Annotated in this window: 15 protein-coding genes; 11 read left to right on the top strand and 4 right to left on the bottom strand. The window is 69.2% G+C overall.

Annotation, left to right across the window (positions count from 1 at the left end; genetic code table 11):
* Nucleotides 1–50: 50 nt before the first annotated feature.
* Nucleotides 51–1,304 carry a molybdopterin molybdotransferase MoeA gene (locus V7Q42_RS03985; protein ID WP_333822602.1) on the top strand — a complete coding sequence of 418 codons (1,254 nt, stop codon included), beginning with the start codon at nt 51–53 and terminating at the stop codon, nt 1,302–1,304.
* Between the two features lie 185 nt (nt 1,305–1,489).
* Here V7Q42_RS03985 and V7Q42_RS03980 read toward each other — a convergent pair whose 3' ends face one another.
* The 4 genes from V7Q42_RS03980 to purM all read right to left on the bottom strand — a co-directional run bounded on the left by V7Q42_RS03980 (nt 1,490) and on the right by purM (nt 5,471).
* A complete protein-coding gene (locus V7Q42_RS03980) occupies nt 1,490–2,548 on the bottom strand; it encodes a neurotransmitter-gated ion-channel ligand-binding protein (RefSeq protein ID WP_333822601.1) in 1,059 nt (352 codons plus the stop codon).
* Nucleotides 2,545–3,558 carry a cache domain-containing protein gene (locus V7Q42_RS03975; protein ID WP_333822600.1) on the bottom strand — a complete coding sequence of 338 codons (1,014 nt, stop codon included), beginning with the start codon at nt 3,556–3,558 and terminating at the stop codon, nt 2,545–2,547. The genes V7Q42_RS03980 and V7Q42_RS03975 overlap by 4 nt, the downstream gene beginning before the upstream one ends.
* Nucleotides 3,559–3,660: 102 nt before the next feature.
* On the bottom strand, nt 3,661–4,365 hold the full coding sequence (gene purN, locus V7Q42_RS03970) for a phosphoribosylglycinamide formyltransferase (RefSeq protein WP_333822599.1): 705 nt from the start codon (nt 4,363–4,365) through the stop codon (nt 3,661–3,663).
* Nucleotides 4,362–5,471 (bottom strand): phosphoribosylformylglycinamidine cyclo-ligase, encoded by a 1,110-nt coding sequence (gene purM, locus V7Q42_RS03965; protein ID WP_333822598.1) that lies wholly within the window; start codon nt 5,469–5,471, stop codon nt 4,362–4,364. Before purM ends, purN begins: the two co-directional genes overlap by 4 nt.
* Nucleotides 5,472–5,642: 171 nt before the next feature.
* On the opposite strand from purM, the gene V7Q42_RS03960 reads away from it, so the two are divergent.
* The 10 genes from V7Q42_RS03960 (at nt 5,643) to V7Q42_RS03915 (ending at nt 17,489) form a co-directional block, all read left to right on the top strand.
* Nucleotides 5,643–6,212, top strand: coding sequence for a CDP-alcohol phosphatidyltransferase family protein (locus tag V7Q42_RS03960; protein ID WP_333822597.1), 570 nt, complete (start codon nt 5,643–5,645; stop codon nt 6,210–6,212).
* A 34-nt stretch (nt 6,213–6,246) separates the two neighbouring features.
* Nucleotides 6,247–7,341, top strand: coding sequence for an AI-2E family transporter (locus tag V7Q42_RS03955; protein WP_333822596.1), 1,095 nt, complete (start codon nt 6,247–6,249; stop codon nt 7,339–7,341).
* A complete protein-coding gene (locus V7Q42_RS03950; protein WP_333822595.1) occupies nt 7,334–8,059 on the top strand; it encodes a hypothetical protein in 726 nt (241 codons plus the stop codon). The genes V7Q42_RS03955 and V7Q42_RS03950 overlap by 8 nt, the downstream gene beginning before the upstream one ends.
* A gap of 62 nt (nt 8,060–8,121) precedes the next feature.
* Nucleotides 8,122–10,302 carry an RNA degradosome polyphosphate kinase gene (locus V7Q42_RS03945; protein WP_333822594.1) on the top strand — a complete coding sequence of 727 codons (2,181 nt, stop codon included), beginning with the start codon at nt 8,122–8,124 and terminating at the stop codon, nt 10,300–10,302.
* A gap of 46 nt (nt 10,303–10,348) precedes the next feature.
* Entirely contained in the window at nt 10,349–11,833 is a 1,485-nt protein-coding gene (locus tag V7Q42_RS03940) for a Ppx/GppA family phosphatase (RefSeq protein ID WP_333822593.1), read from the top strand.
* A complete protein-coding gene (locus V7Q42_RS03935; RefSeq protein ID WP_333822592.1) occupies nt 11,830–12,915 on the top strand; it encodes a lysine-2,3-aminomutase-like protein in 1,086 nt (361 codons plus the stop codon). The genes V7Q42_RS03940 and V7Q42_RS03935 overlap by 4 nt, the downstream gene beginning before the upstream one ends.
* 289 nt (nt 12,916–13,204) lie before the next feature.
* Nucleotides 13,205–14,314, top strand: a complete 1,110-nt coding sequence (locus tag V7Q42_RS03930) for a septal ring lytic transglycosylase RlpA family protein (protein WP_333822591.1) — start codon at nt 13,205–13,207, stop codon at nt 14,312–14,314.
* A 174-nt stretch (nt 14,315–14,488) separates the two neighbouring features.
* The gene (locus V7Q42_RS03925; protein WP_333822590.1) at nt 14,489–15,712 is read left to right on the top strand and encodes a D-alanyl-D-alanine carboxypeptidase family protein; all 1,224 of its coding nucleotides are present in this window, start codon (nt 14,489–14,491) and stop codon (nt 15,710–15,712) included.
* Nucleotides 15,709–16,407, top strand: coding sequence for a dTMP kinase (tmk, locus tag V7Q42_RS03920; RefSeq protein WP_333822589.1), 699 nt, complete (start codon nt 15,709–15,711; stop codon nt 16,405–16,407). Before V7Q42_RS03925 ends, tmk begins: the two co-directional genes overlap by 4 nt.
* Nucleotides 16,408–16,415: 8 nt before the next feature.
* Nucleotides 16,416–17,489 (top strand): DNA polymerase III subunit delta', encoded by a 1,074-nt coding sequence (locus tag V7Q42_RS03915; protein WP_333822588.1) that lies wholly within the window; start codon nt 16,416–16,418, stop codon nt 17,487–17,489.
* Nucleotides 17,490–17,530 lie beyond the last annotated feature (41 nt).

Raw genomic sequence — 17,530 nt, 5'->3', positions numbered from 1 at the left:
GGGCGACCGCCCCTCGCTTCTTTCGTGACACTCGCAACGACGGACGGATCATGGCGCAGCTGAGCGACGACGCCTTCGCCTTCGGCGGAGAACTGATGCGGATCGAGGAGGGCCTCGCCCTGGTCGCCGATCGGGTACCGGCGGTCACCGAGACCGAGATCGTCCCGCTGACGCACGCCGACGGCCGCGTGATCGCCGAGGAGCTCGCCGCGCCGATCGATCTGCCCGCCTTCGACAATTCCGCCGTCGACGGATACGCCGTCGCCCATGCCTCGCTCGCCGCCTCCGGTGAGACCGTCCTGCCGGTCTCCGGCCGCATCGCCGCCGGACACGGCGCCGGTCATGCGGCCGGGGAGGGGGTGGCGGTGCGCATCTTCACCGGCGCGCCGATGCCGGTCGGCTGCGACACGGTCTTCATGCAGGAGGACGTCCGCCTCCTCGACGACGGCCGAGTCTCGCTGCCGGCGGGGCTGAAGCCCGGCGCCAACGCCCGCCCCAAGGGCGAGGATATCGCCCGCGGTACGCCGGCGCTGCCCGCCGGGCGGCGGCTCGACCCGCGCGACGTGGCGCTGCTCGGCGCGCTCGGCGTCGCCGAGGTCACCGTACGCCGGCGGCCGCGCGTCGCCGTGTTCTCGACCGGCGACGAGATCCTCGAGCCCGGCAGCCCGCTGGCCCCGGCCTCGCTCTACGACAGCAACCGCTTCTCGCTGATGGCGATGCTGACGCGGGCGGGATGCGAGGTCACCGACCTCGGCATTCTGAAGGACGAGATCGGCGAGACGGGCGCCCGCATTCTCGAGGCGGCGCGTGGCCACGATCTCGTCGTCACCTCGGGCGGGGTCTCGACCGGCGAGGAGGACCACGTCCGCGCCGCGCTCACCGCCCACGGCTCGCTGGCCTTCTGGCGCCTCGCCATCAAGCCGGGCCGGCCTGTGGCGATGGGAGTGATCGAGGGCACGCCCTTCGTCGGCCTGCCCGGCAATCCGGTGGCGGTCTTCGTCACCTGGGCCCACGTGCTCCGCCCGCTGGTGATGAAGCTCGCCGGCTCTGCGGCCTTGCCGGTGATGCCGCAGACCGTCGTCTCCGACTTCGCCTACAAGAAGAAGACCGGGCGGCGCGAATATGTGCGGGTGTCGCTCGAGCTGCGCGACGGGCGGCCGGTGGCGGTGAAATACCCGGTCGACGGCGCCGGCGTCGTCACCTCGCTCACCCGCACCGACGGCCTCGTCGAACTCGCCGAGGAGCGGACCAGCTTGGCGCCGGGCGAAGAGGTGGCGTTCCTGGATTACCGGCTGATCTTGTGAGCGTGCGGCGAAGATGCCGTAGGGCGGAACAGCGAAGCGTATTCCGCCGCCCTCGCACCGTCACCGCGCCCGAGCCGACGAATTTTCGATCTGTTCGATGCGTCCGCGGCGGATGTGTGAGCCGCGGCGATCGAGGGCTACCGCTCCGTCGTACGAGATCCGGCGGCTCGCTTCGCGACGCCGGATCACACCGGCAACGCCCGCAGGACGACGCCGAGACACACGGTCGTCATGATCGCGGGCAGCGCCCAGGACACCTGTCGGCGAATCTCTCGGCAGGGTCGGTGCAGGCGCGAAAGCGGCTTGCCGCAGGGAACCCCGAGCAAGCTGTCGAAGAGCAGCACCGCCACGAGGTACACGTAGCCGAGCGAGATGATCTGGGCGATCGGCGTGTTGAGCGAGATGCAGCCGGGAAAGCTCGATTCGAAGGTGAAGCTGATCGCCGCCAGCGCGAGCAGTGCGGAGAAGATCAGCCCCCCCTTGTCGGTCGGGCCGAGGCCGGGCGCCCACAGCACGTAGATCGATACCGCGAGCACCGCGACGATCGGAATGAAGATGCGCAGGATGTATCGCTCCGACAGACGCTCGATCGACAGCGTGGCGTCGAGACGGGAGTAGCTGCGCGCGTTCCAACCCGCCGTCTCGGTATTGGCGAAAACGAGCCCGAGGGCGCGCCAGTCGGTGACGGCGAGGCGATCGGCGACCTTCGAGAAACCGCGGTCGGCATCGGTGCTGACGAGCAGGACGTCCTGCTTGGCCCAACGCGGCGCGGAGAAGGACAATTGGATCTTCTGCTGATCGAAGGGGAATGCGGTCATGTCGGTGGCGACCCGGAAATCCGCTTCGTAGCGCTCGACGACGACGACCTCGCCGTGCTCGTGGGTCGACACCGCGACCGTCCGGCCGTCCGCGTCGCCGATCTGGTTGTCGATGACGATGCCGGGCGTCCAGACCGCCTGCAGATGGCGTTGCGCCTCCTCGCCGACCCGGTCGACGCGCGGCGTGCCGACCGCGATGGGATCGAAGGCGTTGCGCGGATCGCGCCAACGCTGGGTGATCTCGACGAAGAGCCGGGCCTGACCGGCGACCTCCTTGATCTCCGTGACGTCGAGGATGCGCAACGCCAACCGCACCTTCAGCGGCAATTCGATCCCATCGGGCAGATCGATCTCGGCGGCGCGCGCCGCCGGCGCCGCCCCGAAGAGCGTCAGCAGGGTGAGAAGCGCGGCCAAGAACCGGATCATGTCTCGTTCTCCCGCCGTCCGACGACGCCGAAGGCGAGCACCGAGAAGACGGCGAAGGCGAGGATGCCCCCGACGATCGCGACCACTGACAGGTCCGTCGAGATCCGACGCTCCTGCGCGGCCTGTTCGGGGAAGGCGTCGTGGAGCAACAGGTTGCCGACGAGGCGCCCGGAGAAGTCGACGAGCGGCATGCGAAGCAGCGCGTCTTCGACGTCGCCTCCGGCGAGCGAGCCGATCTCGGTCTCGCGCACGATCGGCAGGCGGCCGGCCCGCAACGCCTCGAGGAACCGCACCGGATCGGTCGTCGCAGTGATCATCAGATCGCCGGCCGCGCCGTCCGCCGCCGGCAGACCGGCGAGAGAGCGGCTGAGCACGACCGCCAGATCGGTGTTGGTCGCGGCTCTCACCTGATCGAGGATCGGCTGCAGGTCGAGGCCGACCTCCATCGTGCCGACGAGCCGGTCACCGAGCCGGATCGGCGCGACGCCGCGCACGCCGACCAGGCCGGTGACGCCGATCTCGATACCGACCTGCGAGCGACCACTCTTGTTGGCGGCGAGCACCATCGGCCGTTGCCGAGAAACGTCGTCGCCGTGGCTCTCCGGCTTGTGGACGCGGAGGAGGTAGCGCATGTCGGCCGAGTGATAACCGTAGATGGTGACGCCGCTCTGTTCCTTCAGATAGGCCCAGGGACCCTCGGACAGCTCGCCCAGCGCCGCACGGTCCTCGATGGCGAGCGCCTTCTGGACGGCCGGGCGCCGTGCGGTGGTCTCGGCCTGGGCGAGGGCGAAGCGGCCGGCCCGATCGATCGCCGAGGTGAGCGCCTGGCCGGTGGCGCGCATGCGGGCGAGGCGGTCCTCGCGCGCGATTTCTCGTTGCGCCGAAACCGCCAGATGCAACATCGCACCGAGCGTCGCGGCGATCACGACGGCGGTCCCGATCGAGATCGCCAAACGCGATCGCAGACGTTCGAGGAGTGCAGGGCGGCTCGGCGGTTCGTCTTCGATCACGGTCGAGGTTCCCCACATCCAATCTTACGACATCGAAAACGCCTCCCCGATGGTGGGGAGGCGTGCGCGACTCGAAATGTTAGACAGGCCGAGCCGGGGTGATCAAGTATCGGCATGGTTTCGCATCGGCGCGATCAGAGCCGCCTCCGACGCCGACGAACGGTTGGTCCTGACCACCTCGTTGCCCTCGCCATCCCGCACCACCGTCGCCGCGCCGGTCGCCACGCGGGCCAGCGCCAGCGGATAGATGCGGTGCTCCTGGGTGAGGACGCGAGCCGCCAACGTGTCCGGCGTATCGTCGTCGAGGACCGGCACCGCCGCCTGGACGATGATCGGGCCGACGTCCATCTCGGGGCGGACGAAGTGCACGGTGCAGCCGGCGATCTTGACGCCGTCGGCGAGCGCCCGGGCATGGGTGTGGAGACCCTTGTAGGAGGGCAGGAGCGCCGGATGGATGTTGATCAGCCGATCGTGCCAGCGCTCGATGAACCAGGGAGTCAACAGCCGCATGAACCCGGCGAGCGCCACCAGTTCGACCTGCGCCGCCTCGAGTTCGGCCTGGACGGCGCGCTCGAAGCTCTCGCGATCGGGATGATGCTTGTGGTCGACGACCACGACGTGCGGCACGCCGGCGGCACGCGCCTTGGCGAGACCGCCGGCGTCGGCGCGGTTGGAGATCACGCAGACGATCTCCGCCGGATAGGCGGGGTCCTGCGCCGCCGCGATCAGCGCCGCCATGTTGGAACCACCGCCGGAGATCAGGATCCCGACGCGGCGGCGGGTGACGGGGGCGGCGCCCGCGGTCATCGGCGCGGCGGCCACGTGAGGTCGAGCTTGCCGCGGGTGTCGACCCAGGCGCGCTTGCCGTGTTCGTCGGCATCGCGGCCGGAGCCGTCCTGGAGCCAGCCGAGGGTGACGCAGGTCTCGCCCTTGGCGCGGAAGGCCTCCGAGATGTCGTGGGCCTTGTCGGCCTCGACGATCAGCACCATGCCGATGCCGCAGTTGAAGGTGCGCAACATCTCGGTCTCGGAGATACCGCCGACGCTCGCCAGCCACTTGAACACCGGCGGCACGGCGCAGGCGTAGAGGTCGATCTCGGCGACGCAGAGTTCGGGCAGCACCCGCGGGATGTTCTCGAGGAAGCCGCCGCCGGTGATGTGCGCCATCGCCTTGACGCCGCCGATCGAGCGCATCACCTCGAGGATCGGTTTGACATAGATGCGGGTCGGCTCGAGCAGGGCGCGGGCGACCGAGGTGCCGGGCTGGAAGGGCGCCTCGTCGTTCCAGTCGAGGCCTGCCTCCTTCACCAGCCGACGGACCAGCGAATAGCCGTTCGAATGGACGCCGGAGGAACCGAGGCCGAGGAGGACGTCGCCGGGGGCGGTCGTCTTCTTCGGCAGGATCTCGTCCCGTTCGACGGCGCCGACGGCGAAGCCGGCGAGATCGTAGTCGTCGGCCTTGTACATGTCGGGCATTTCGGCGGTCTCGCCGCCGATGAGGGCACAGCCGGCCATCTGACAGCCGCGGGCGATCGAGGCGATGACCCGCTCGGCGACCTCGAGGTCGAGCTTGCCGGTGGCGAAATAGTCGAGGAAGAACAGCGGTTCGGCGCCCTGGACGACGAGATCGTTGACGCTCATGGCGACGAGGTCGATGCCGATGGTGTCGTGGATGCCGGTCTCGATCGAGATCTTGAGCTTGGTTCCGACGCCGTCGTTGGCGGCGACCAGGACCGGATCGCGGAAGCCGCAGGCCTTCAGATCGAAGAGGCCGCCGAAGCCGCCGATCTGGGTGTCGGCCCCGATCCGGGACGTCGCCTTGGCGAGCGGCGCGATACGGCGGACGAGCGCATTCCCGGCTTCGATGTCGACGCCGGACCGAGCGTAGGTCCAGCTGTTCTTGCCCTCGGACATTTCACTTCTCCGCGTGGGAACCGACCGCCGTGGGGATGGACGATCGGCGGCGCTTTGGCAAGCCCGTAACTGGACGGGGGGTGCGGATATTCGGCAGTTCTCCTCTTGGAAGAAAGGCCGTTCGGGACCACATTGGGATGGGGAAGCCGTCGATCGTGGAGAAGGGGACCCTTGGGCCGCACCATCACCATTCCGAACCTGATCTCGATCTTCCGGCTGGTGCTGGTGCCGATCGCCATCGACGCCATTCTCTCCGGACGGTTCGCGCTCGCCTTCTGGGTGTTTCTCGTCGCCGGCGTCTCGGACGGCATCGACGGTTTCATCGCCCGCGCCTTCGACCAGAAATCCGAACTCGGCTCCTATCTCGACCCGCTCGCCGACAAGTTGCTGCTGGTCTCGATCTTCGTCACCATGGCGGTGATCGGGGCGCTGCCGGTGTGGCTGGCGATCCTGGTCCTGTCGCGCGACGTACTGATCATCGGCGGCGTCGTGCTGTCCTGGGGCCTCGGCATGCGGCTGCCGATCCAGCCGAAGATGGTGTCGAAGGCCAACACCACGGCGCAGATCGGCTTCGCGGCGATGGTGTTGGCGCACAAGGCCTTCGGCTGGTTCGCCGATGGGCTGTGGACGGTGGGTATCGTGCTCGTCGTCGGATTGACCGTGGTTTCCGGCATCGCCTATGTCGTCGATTGGCTCCGCGTTATGTCGTCGGAGCCGGGAGACCCGGGCCGGGCGGGATGAGATCGAACCATCGCGGTTCGCAGGAGAAATCGACGTGACGCTCGAACGGCAACTGCGGTTCTGGCTCGGCGCGCTCGCCGGCTTCGTGCTGTTCCTGTGGCTGTTCAAGGGCGTGCTGCTGCCCTTCGTCGCCGGGATCGCACTCGCCTATCTGCTCGACCCGGTCGCTGACCGGCTGGAGAACTGGGGCTTTTCGCGCGGTGTCGCAGCGCTCACCATCGTGCTCGCCATCTTCATCGGTCTGGTGGTCGGCCTGATCCTCGTCGTCCCGCTGCTCGGCCATCAGCTGTCCGGACTGGTCGAACGGCTGCCGACCCTCTTCGCGCGTCTGCAGGAACTCGTCGGACCCTATTTCGACGGCGAGCTGCGCAAACTCCTCGGCGGCGACGTCAAATCGCTCGAGGGCGGCATGCAGACGGCCCTGTCGCAGGGCGCCGGCTGGATCACCAAGCTGTTGCAGTCGCTGTGGAACGGTGGCCAGGCGATCGCCTCGGTGGTGTCGATCCTGGTGATCGCGCCGGTGGTCGCCGCCTACATGCTCGTCGACTGGGACCGCATGATCGCCGGGCTCGACGACTGGGTGCCGCCGCGCCATCGCGACACGGTGCGCCTCCTCGCCGGCCGCATGAACGACGCCGTTTCCGGCTTCGTACGCGGGCAGGTGTCGGTGTGCGTCGTCATGGGGATCTACTACGGCCTCGGGCTCGCCCTCGTCGGACTCGAATTCGGGCTGCTGATCGGCTTGATGTCGGGCCTGCTCGGCATCGTCCCCTATGTCGGTTTCGGCTCCGGTCTGGTGGTCGGGCTGATCGTCGCGTTGGTGCAGTATTGGCCGGATTGGCACGGGCTGGCGCTGGTGGCGGCGATCTTCGCCGGCGGACAGGCGCTCGAAAGCTACGTGCTGACACCCAGCTGGGTCGGCCGCTCTGTCGGGCTCCATCCGGTGTGGCTGCTGTTCTCGCTCTTCGCCTTCGGCTCGCTCTTCGGCTTCGTCGGCATGCTGGTGGCTGTGCCGACTTCGGCGGCGATCGGCGTTTTGGCGCGTTTCTCGGTCGAACAGTATCTGGCGAGCCCGCTCTATCTCGGCGAGCCGGCGGCATCCGATCCGGTGGAGACCAGAGATGGCTGAACCGCCGCGCCAGTTGCCGCTCGCTCTGCCGGTCGAGGCCGCGCACGGGAGCGAGGACTACGTCGTCGCCGAGCCCAACCGCGCCGCCTTCGACCTCGTCACCGCGACGCGCTGGCCGAGCGAAGTGTTGCTGCTCGTCGGCCCGGAAGGCGCCGGCAAGACCCATCTCGCCGCGCTCTTCGCCCAGGAGACGGGCGCGCGGGTGATCGCGGCGGCCGACCTCGGCACTCACGATCCGCTGGCGGCGGCCGAACGGGCGATCGTGGTCGAAGACGCGGGGCAGGGGGTCGACGAGCGGGCGCTGTTCCACCTCCTCAACGCCGTTCGCCAGGGCGGCGGGCGCTGTCTGATCACGGCGCGCCGGCCTCTCGTCGCCTGGGGGATCGTCCTCGCCGATCTCGCCTCGCGTCTGCGGGCGGCGACACCGGTCGATCTCGGGCTTCCCGACGATCGGCTGCTCGAGGCGGTGCTCGCCAAACTCTTCGCCGATCGCCAGACCACCGTCGATCCGGCGGTCGTCGCCTACCTGTCGCGGCGCATGGAACGCAGCTTCTCCGCCGCCGTTCATCTCGTCGAGGCGCTCGACCGCGAGGCGCTGGCCACCAAGGGGCCGATCACCCGGGCGCTCGCCGCCGCGGTGCTCGCCCGCGGCTTCGGCGCCGAACCGCAACTCACCGGACTGGACGAAGCCCCTTCGACGGAAAACAATCCGTCATGAAACGACGATAAGAACGGCGGCCGGGCGCAGCCCTGCGCACCGCCGCGAGGAGACGTCACGACGTGACCGCCAGGACCGAGAAGACCCCCGTTCCCGACGCCGCCGACCTGATCGGCAGCCCGTCCCGCTTCCTCAACCGCGAGCTGTCGTGGCTCGCCTTCAACCGGCGTGTGCTCGAGGAGAGCGCCAACACCGACCACCCGCTGCTCGAGCGGCTGCGCTTCCTGTCGATCTCGGCCAACAACCTCGACGAATTCTTCATGGTGCGCGTCTCGGGTCTGGTCGAACAGCAGCGCGCCGGCATCCTGGCCCGCTCCGACGACGGCCTGACGCCGGCCGAACAGCTCGTCGGCCTCGGCGAAGCGGTCGGCGAACTCACCGCCGAGCAGCAGCGGCTGTGGCGCGAGTTGCACGTCGAGCTTCAGAACGCCGGCATCGTCCTGGTCGACGGCGACGGCCTGACCGGCCCGGAGCGCAAGTGGCTGGAGAGCCACTTCCTCACCCACATCTTCCCCGTCCTGACGCCGCTCGCCTGCGATCCGGCGCACCCCTTCCCCTTCATCCCCAATCTCGGCTTCTCGCTGGTGCTCGATCTGGTGCGCAGCAGCGGCCGCGGCGGGGAGGGGATGACGGCGCTGATCCGCATGCCGTCGACGCTCACCCGCTTCCTCGAGCTGCCGCCGGTCGAGGGCCTGCCCGGCGTCAAACGCTTCATCGCGCTCGAGGCGGCGATCTCGCTGCACATCGAGGGGCTCTTCCCCGGCTACAAGGTCAAGTCGAAGGGCGTCTTCCGCGTCATCCGCGACAGCGACATCGAGATCGAGGAAGAGGCCGAAGACCTCGTCCGGGTGTTCGAGTCGATGCTCAAGCGCCGTCGCCGCGGCAGCGTCATCCGGCTGGAGATCGAAAGCTCGACCCCGGAGCGGCTGCGCGACTTCGTCGCCGAGTCGCTCTCCTGCGACGCCGACGGGGTGTTCCTGGTCGAGGGTCTGCTCGCCCTCAACGAACTCTCCGAACTCGTCTCGATCGATCGACCCGAGCTGAAGTTCGGCCCCTACGCGCCGCGCTTCCCCGAGCGCATCCGCGAATTCGGCGGCGACTGCTTCGCCGCGATCAAGGCCAAGGACCTCGTCGTCCATCACCCCTACGAGAGCTTCGACGTCGTCATACAATACCTGATGCAGGCGGCGCGCGATCCCGACGTGGTGGCGATCAAGCAGACGCTCTACCGCACCTCCAACGACAGCCCGATCGTCAAGGCGCTGTCGGAAGCCGCCGACGCCGGCAAGTCGGTCACCGCCGTCGTCGAACTCAAGGCGCGCTTCGACGAGGAGGCCAACATCCGCTGGGCGCGCGATCTCGAGCGCGCCGGCGTGCAGGTGGTCTTCGGCTTCATGGAACTGAAGACCCACGGCAAGCTGTCGATGGTGGTGCGCCGCGAGCAGGGTCAGCTCGCGACCTATTGCCACATCGGCACCGGCAACTACCACCCGATCACCGCGCGGATCTACACCGACCTCAGCTATTTCACCGCCGATCCGGCGATCGGCCGCGACGTGGCGCGGATCTTCAACTTCATCACCGGCTACGCCCAGCCGGAGGAACTCGAGCGCATGGCGGTGAGCCCGTTGTCGATGCGACAGCGCCTCGTCGGCCACATCGAGGGCGAGATCGAACACGCCAAGGCCGGTCGTCCGGCGCAGATCTGGATGAAGATCAACAGCCTCGTCGACCCGCGCATCATCGACAAGCTCTACGAGGCGAGCCGGGCCGGGGTGAAGATCGACATCATCGCCCGCGGCATCTGCTGCCTGAGGCCCGGGGTGCCGGGCCTGTCGGAGAACATCCGGGCGAAATCGATCGTCGGACGCTTCCTCGAGCACTCCCGCGTCTTCTGCTTCGGCAACGGCCACGGCCTTCCCTCGGCGCAGGCGATCGTCTACATCGGATCGGCCGACATGATGCCGCGGAATCTGGACCGGCGCGTCGAGGTGCTCGCTCCGATCACCAATCCGACGGTGCACGAACAGATCCTCGATCAGATCCTGGTCGCCAACCTGAAGGACAACCAGCAGAGCTGGCGCCTCCTTCCCGACGGCGGTCACGAACGGATCCGTCCGGCGGAGGGCGAAGAGCCCTTCAATGCGCACAAGTACTTCATGACCAACCCATCGTTGTCGGGCCGTGGCAAATCCTCCAAGACAGACCAGCCGCGCAGCATCGTCCGCAACCGGCGCAAGTGAGCCGGGCTGGCAGGGCCTCGTCTGCGACCCGAATGCGCCCGGCCGCATGGGCGGGGCGGCGCCGATCGCCGTCATCGATATCGGCTCGAATTCGGTGCGCCTCGTCGTCTACGAGCGCCTGACCCGTGCGCCGACGGTGATCTTCAACGAGAAGGTGCTGGCCGGACTCGGCAAAGGTCTGTCGAAGACCAACACGCTCGGCGACGGCCCGGTGCGCAGCGCGCTGGCGGCGGTCAAGCGCTTCAAACACATCTCCGATCAGTGCGGCGCCGCGACGCTGCACGTCCTCGCCACCGCGGCGGCGCGCGAGGCCAAGAACGGCAAGCGCTTCGTCGCCGAACTCGAGCGCATCTGCGGCGTCCCGGTATCGGTTCTGACCGGCGCCGACGAAGCGCGGCTCGCCGCCTTCGGCATCGTTGCCGGCATCCACGATGCCGACGGTATCGCCGGCGATCTCGGCGGCGGCTCGCTCGAACTCGTGGACATCAAGGGCGACGACATCGGCGAGGGCCTGACCTATCCGCTCGGCGGCATCCGTCTGTCGGAAGCGGCGGAGGGATCGATCCGCAAGGCCGAACGCATCGCCCAGCAGGTGCTGGAGACCTCGCCGGTACTCGCCGGCCTCGAAGGCCGCAGCTTCTACGCCGTCGGCGGCACCTGGCGCTCGCTCGCCAAGCTGCACATGCATCAGGTCGACTACCCCCTCCACGTCATGCACAACTACGCCCTGCCGGCGGAAGTGGCGCTCGACCTCTGCAAGCTGGTCGGCCGCGGCGCGGTGGAGACCCTGCCGAAGATCGAGACCGTGTCGAAGCAGCGCCGCGATCTTCTGCCCTTCGGCGCCGTGGTGCTCGCCCAGATCATCAAGGCCGGCAAGCCGAAGGACGTCGTGCTCTCGGCCCTGGGCCTCAGGGAAGGTCATCTCTACGAGCTGCTGACGCAGGAGGAGCGCCGCCACGATCCGTTGATCGACGCGGCCAAGGAACTGGCGTTCCTGCGCTCGCGCTCGCCCCGCCACACCGAGGAGATGGCGACGTGGACCGAGATGGTGTTCCGCGCCATGGGCATCGGCGAGACGCGCGAGGAGGCCCGCCTCCGGGTCGCCGCCTCGCATCTGACCGACATCGGCTGGCGGGCGCATCCCGACTATCGCGGCGAGCAGAGCCTCAACATCATCTCCAACGCCGGCTTCATCGGCGTCGACCACCCCGGCCGGGCCTATCTGGCACTCGCCAGCTACTACCGCCACATGGGAATGATCGACGATGCGCTGAGCCCGAGCGTCGCCAAGCTCGCCACGCCACGGCTGATGGAGCGCGCCAAGGTGCTCGGCGCTGCCTTCCGCGTCGCCTTCATCCTGTCGGCGGCGATGCCGGGGATCATCCTCGATGCCCAGGTGAGCCGCGGTGTCGGCAGCCTGGTGCTCGATCTGCCGCCGCACCTCGCCGATCTCGACGGCGAGGTTCTGCTGCGCCGCTTCCGTCAGCTCGCCAAGCTCGCCGGGCTCGACGCCGAGATCCGCACGCGATGAGCCGGGACGGCGATCCGGGAAAGCCCGGCCGCGACGCCGAGATCCGCCGGGTGGATGATCTGGTGGCGCGTGGCTTCGTCGATCCCGCCCGCGCCGAGGCGATCGCCCGGGTGGTCGACCGCTTCGCCCTGGCGATCACCGACGACATGGCGGCGCTGATCGACCCCGACGATCCCGCCGACCCGATCGCCCGCCAGTTCGTCCCCGACGAGAGCGAACTCGACCGCCGCGACGACGAGGTCACCGACCCGATCGGCGACGCCGTCCATGCCGCCGCGCCCGGCCTCGTCCATCGCTATCGCGACCGGGTGCTGCTCCAGCCGACGCATCTGTGCCGGGTCTACTGCCGCTTCTGCTTCCGCCGCGAAGCCGTCGGCGACGGCGAGGCGACGCTCTCGGAAGCCGAGATCGACGCGGCGCTCGCCTATGTGGCGGCTCGGCCGGAGATCTTCGAGGTGATCCTGACCGGCGGCGATCCGCTGGTGCTCTCCGATCGGCGGCTGGCGCTGCTGCTCGACCGCTTGGAGGCGATCCCTCACGTCGAGGTGGTGCGCATCCATTCGCGCGTGCCGGTCGTCGATCCGGGCAGGGTGACGGCGGAGACCGCGCGCGCCTTCCGCCGACGCTTCGCCACCTGGATGGTGGTCCACGTCGATCATCCGCGCGAACTGACGGCCGCCGCCGCCGCGGCGATCGCCCGACTGGTCGACGCGGGCGTGCCGGTGCTCTCGCAGACGACGCTGCTCGCCGGGGTCAACGACGAGGCCGAGGTGCTCGAGGCGCTGTTCCGCCGCCTGGTGACGCTCAGGGTGAAGCCCTACTACCTCCACCACCTCGACCGCGCCGAGGGGACGGCGCGATACCGCGTGCCGGTCGAGCGCGGGCGGACGCTCGTGACCTCGCTGCGCGGCCGGCTCACCGGCATCGCCCAGCCGACCTACGTCCTCGACATCCCCGGCGGCCACGGCAAGGTGGCGATCGGCGTCGATCCCCTGACCCGAACGGGGGAGGGGGCCGAGCCGGGCACCAGCCGCTGGCGGGTCACCGCCCCGGACGGCGGATCCCACGATTGGGACGGGTGAGGCGGCGATCGATTCGCGTCGAACTGGTATCCCGCCCCGTCGTGACCACCGATGTGATACCCCTCCCTTTTCAGCGATCTCCGAATGAGTTATGGGGCTTAATCAGGGAGTAACCGGTGCGGATGAATCATGCGGATCGAAAGATCCGTTCGCGCCGGGTGGGGGTTCGGCAGTTCCCCGGAATTCGGTGTCGAGGTCGCGTGAAGCGACGCGGGAACCGGCAGCCGTCGTGATCGACGGTCCGACGGACGAAGGTCCTCGGTTGCCCGGTGAGAAAAAGGACACGTCGATGAGCCAGCCGAAGACGACCGCCGTGGTCCGTACGAGGATCGCCGTCACGGGATCGGTCGTCGTCGCCGCCGGCATGCTGCTCGCGGGCTGCGCCACCTCCAACACCAAGACCGCTCTTCTCTCCGGCGCCGAGCCGGTCGAACGCGTCGTCGGCCCGCACGACAAGGTCACGCCGGGCGGCGGGCGCTATCAGGTCGGCAGGCCCTATACCATCGGCGGGAAGACCTACTATCCGCACGAAGATCGCAACCTCGACCAGAGTGGCGTCGCCTCCTGGTACGGCGGCGACTATCACCACGGCACCAAGACCGCCAACGGCGAGGTCTTCGACCGCGGCGCCATCTCGGCGGCCCACAAGACGATGCCGCTGCCGTCCTATGCGCGGGTGACCAACCTCACCAACGGGCGCTCGCTCGTGGTGCGGGTCAACGATCGCGGCCCCTACGTCGGCAGCCGTATCGTCGACCTCTCGGAAAAAGCCGCCGATCTGCTCGAGATGAAGCGCCACGGCCTCGGCAAGGTCCGCATCCAGTACATCGGCCGCGCCGGTCTCGCCGGCTCCGACAACCGCGTCCTCGCCGCGACGCTGCGCGGGCCGGGACTCGATTCGGGCCACGACGAGCGCACGCTCGTCGCCCAGGCCGACCTCGGCACCGGGCCACGGCGCGCTCTCCCGACGATGCCGACGCTGGTCGCCTCGGCCGACACGGCGGCGCCGGTCGGTGCGGCTCGGGCGAGCCTCTACGGTCAGGCGCGCGCCACCACCCCGGCGGTCGCGCGCGGCGTCGCCTTCGTGCCGGTCGCCGACGCGAATTCCTTCGAACTCGCCGGCGTCGATCCGACGACGATCCGCGCCGCACTTCTGGCGTCCAAGCACGCCCCGGCGAACACCGGCATCACCGCGGCGATGGCGCCGGCCTCCGGTGGACCCTTGTCGATCCTGCCGCTCGCGTCGAACCCCGGCGCCGTCGCGGCGAGCGACGATGAAAGCGCGCCCAGCCTGCCGTCGCGCACCTCGTCCTATGCGGCCGGAGAGCGGATCTCCTCGGCGCACGCGATCTTCCGCACGATGGGCGACGGCGACCGTCTCGCCGCGCTCGCCGACTGATCTCGAATCTCCACGTCCGTCCGATTTTCACCCCACTCTCGAGGTCTCCGAGAGTGGGAAATCGGCGCGCCGTGGTGTGCGGGCCTCACTTTCTCTATGCTGGACGAGGATCGAGAATCGACGCGCGTCGGTAGGGGAGGCCATGCCCGCCGGTCGCGCGCCAGAGGGGCGATGATGGCGGGCTTTGCCGGTAGGATCTCGGGTTCGACGATGCGGGTCGCGGTGCGTCTGGCGACGGCGGCGCTGTGTCTGGCGCTGGTGGCGGCCGGCAAGCCGGCGGCTCCCGGCAAGGCGGGTTCGGCGCAGAACGGCGGCATGGAGACCAAGGCGGACGTCGCCCTGCTCGTCGACCACGCCACCGGGGCGGTGCTCTTCGAGAAGAACGCCGACAAGCCGTTCCCACCCGCCAGCCTCACCAAGATGATGACCATGTCGGTCACCTTCCGCGAGATCAAGGAGGGCCGGCTGTCGCTCGACGGCGAATTCGAGGTGTCCGAGCACGCGTGGCGGACCGGCGGCGCGCCGTCGCACACCTCGGCGATGTTCGCGCCGATCCATTCCAACGTGAAGATCCTCGATCTCCTGCAGGGCGTCATGGTGCAGTCGGCCAACGACGGCGCCATCACGCTCGCCGAGGGTATCGCCGGTACGGAGGCCGGCTTCGCCGAGAAGATGAACGCGCGGGCCAAGGAACTCGGCATGGACGCGACGGCCTTCGCCAATCCGACCGGCCTGCCGGACCCGGGCAATCGCACCACGGCGCGGGATCTGATCAAGCTCGCCGAGAACCTGATCGTCGAATACCCCGACCTCTACAAGATCTATTCGCAGCCCGAGTTCACCTACAACAAGATCCGCCAGTTCAACCGCAACCCGCTGCTCAAGGCCTTCCCCGGCGCCGACGGCATCAAGACCGGATACATCAAGGAATCCGGCTACAATCTCGTCGGTTCTGCGGTGCAGAACGGCCAGCGGCTGATCGTCGTCATCGGCGGCGCGGCGAGCGACAAGGACCGCGCCGAGGATGCGCGCAAGCTGCTCGACTGGGGCTTCCGCACCTTCGAGACGGTGCACCTCTACGGCGCCGGTGAGACGATCGGCGAAGCCTCGGTGTTCGGCGGCCTGACCTCCGGGGTCGCGGTCGCTTCGCCCAAGCCCGTCGACATCCTCATCCAGCGCGGTAGTCGCGACAAACTGAAGGCGCGCGTGGTCTACACCGGGCCGCTCAAGGCGCCGGTGGTCAAGGGACAGCCGATCGGCCGGTTGATCGTCACCCGCAACGACGCGGTGGTCCAGGAGATCCCGGTCGAAGCGGCGGTATCGGTCGAGCGGGGAACCCTGCGCCAGCGCGCCATCGACGGCACCCGCGAAGTCCTCATCGGTCTCCTGCGGCGATGAGCGACGAAGGCGCGCCCGCCACGCTCGTGACGCCGCCGCCGCACGCCGGCACGAGAGGCCGTTTCATCACCTTCGAAGGCGGGGAGGGGGCCGGCAAGTCGAGCCGCGTCGCCGAACTCGCCGAGCGTCTGCGCCGTCGTGGCCTGGAGGTGGTGGTGACCCGCGAGCCCGGCGGCTCTCCGGGCGCCGAAGCGGTCCGCCACGTGCTCCTCTCCGGCGCGGCGGAGGCCTTCGGGCCGCTCGCCGAGGCGATCCTCTTCGCCGCGGCGCGCGCCGATCACGTCGACCAGACCATTCGCCCGGCGCTGGAGCGCGGCGCCTGGGTGATCTCCGATCGCTTCTACGATTCCACCCGCGTCTATCAGGGTGCGACCGGCGACGTGCCGGCGGACCACCTCGCGGCGCTCGAGGAGATCGCCGTCGACGACGTGCGACCGGATCTCACCATCCTCCTCGACGTGCCGGCGGAAATCGGCATGGCGCGCGCCGCGACGCGACGCGGCACCGACACCGCCGATCGCTTCGAGAAGGAGGAGGAGAAGGTGCACGAGCGCCGCCGCCGCGCCTTCCTGACGCTGGCGCGGGGCGAACCGAAGCGTTTCGTCGTCATCGACGCCTCGCAGGATCCGGTGACGGTCGCCGACGCCGTCTGGTACGGGGTATGTTCACGCCTCGGGCTTCCCGAGAAGGACTGATCCACCCCATGGCCCTGCGCAGCACCGCCGTCACCGAAGCCGCCCCCGAGGTCGACGCCCTCGACGGATTGGCGCTGCCGCGTCAGCGCGGCAACCTCGTCGATCAGGCCGCGGCCGAGCGGACCCTGCTCGACGCCTATCGTTCCGGCCGCATCCACCATGGTTGGATCCTCGGCGGGCCCAAGGGCATCGGCAAGTCGACGCTCGCCTTCCGCTTCGCTCGTTTCGTCCTCACTCATCCCGATCCGCAGGCGCCGGAGGTGCAGGCGGCCCGCGATCTCTCCGTCGACATGGCCGGCGCGGTGGCGCGGCGCATCGCCGGCGGTGCCCACACCGATCTCCTGCATCTGCGCCGGCCGTGGGACGAAAAGAACAAGCGTTTCAAGACCGACCTGCCGATCGACGAGATCCGTCGCACCGTATCGTTCTTCGGCTCGACGGCGGGCGAGGGCGGCTGGCGCATCGCCATCGTCGACGCCGCCGACGACCTCAACGCCAACGCCGCCAACGCGCTCCTCAAAGTGCTGGAGGAACCTCCGCCGCGTTCGCTGTTCCTGGTGGTCGCCCATGCCCCGGGCCGGCTTCTGCCGACCATCCGGTCGCGCTGCAGACGGCTCGACCTCGAGCGGCTGCCGCCGCACCGCATCGCCGAGGCGCTCGGCGACTTCGGGGTGGAGGGCGAGCCGGCGACGCTGGCGGCGGCCGCCGACCTCGCCGACGGCAGCCTCCGGCGAGCGATCCTGCTCGTCCAGCACGACGGCGTGCGGCTGTGGCGCAGCCTCGAGAAGATCGTCGCCGGCCTGCCCGATCTCGACGTGCGCGCCGCCCATGCCTTCGCCGATCTGGTGGCCGGAAAGGGCGCCGACGACAGTTTCGACATCGCCGTCGATTTCCTGCGCGAAGCCGCCGAAGCGCGGACGCGCGACGCTCTGGCGCATGCCGGCGTCGGCGCCGCAGCGCACTGGGCGGAGGCTCACGATGCGATCGGCCGACTGATCGGGCGGACCGAAGCGCTCAACCTCGATCGCAAGGCTGCCATCTTGGCTGCCATTCGGACGCTTGCCGAGGCGGCGCGGAATTGAGTAGGACGGAGAACCACATGCCGGCATCCGCGCCGGCGGGT

Source organism: Pinisolibacter sp., assembly GCF_036782435.1.
In the GTDB taxonomy this organism is placed as follows: Bacteria; Pseudomonadota; Alphaproteobacteria; order Rhizobiales; family Ancalomicrobiaceae; genus CALBKH01.
The sequence above is the reverse complement of the archived record's forward strand: the minus strand, read 5'-3'. Positions and strand labels throughout refer to the sequence as shown.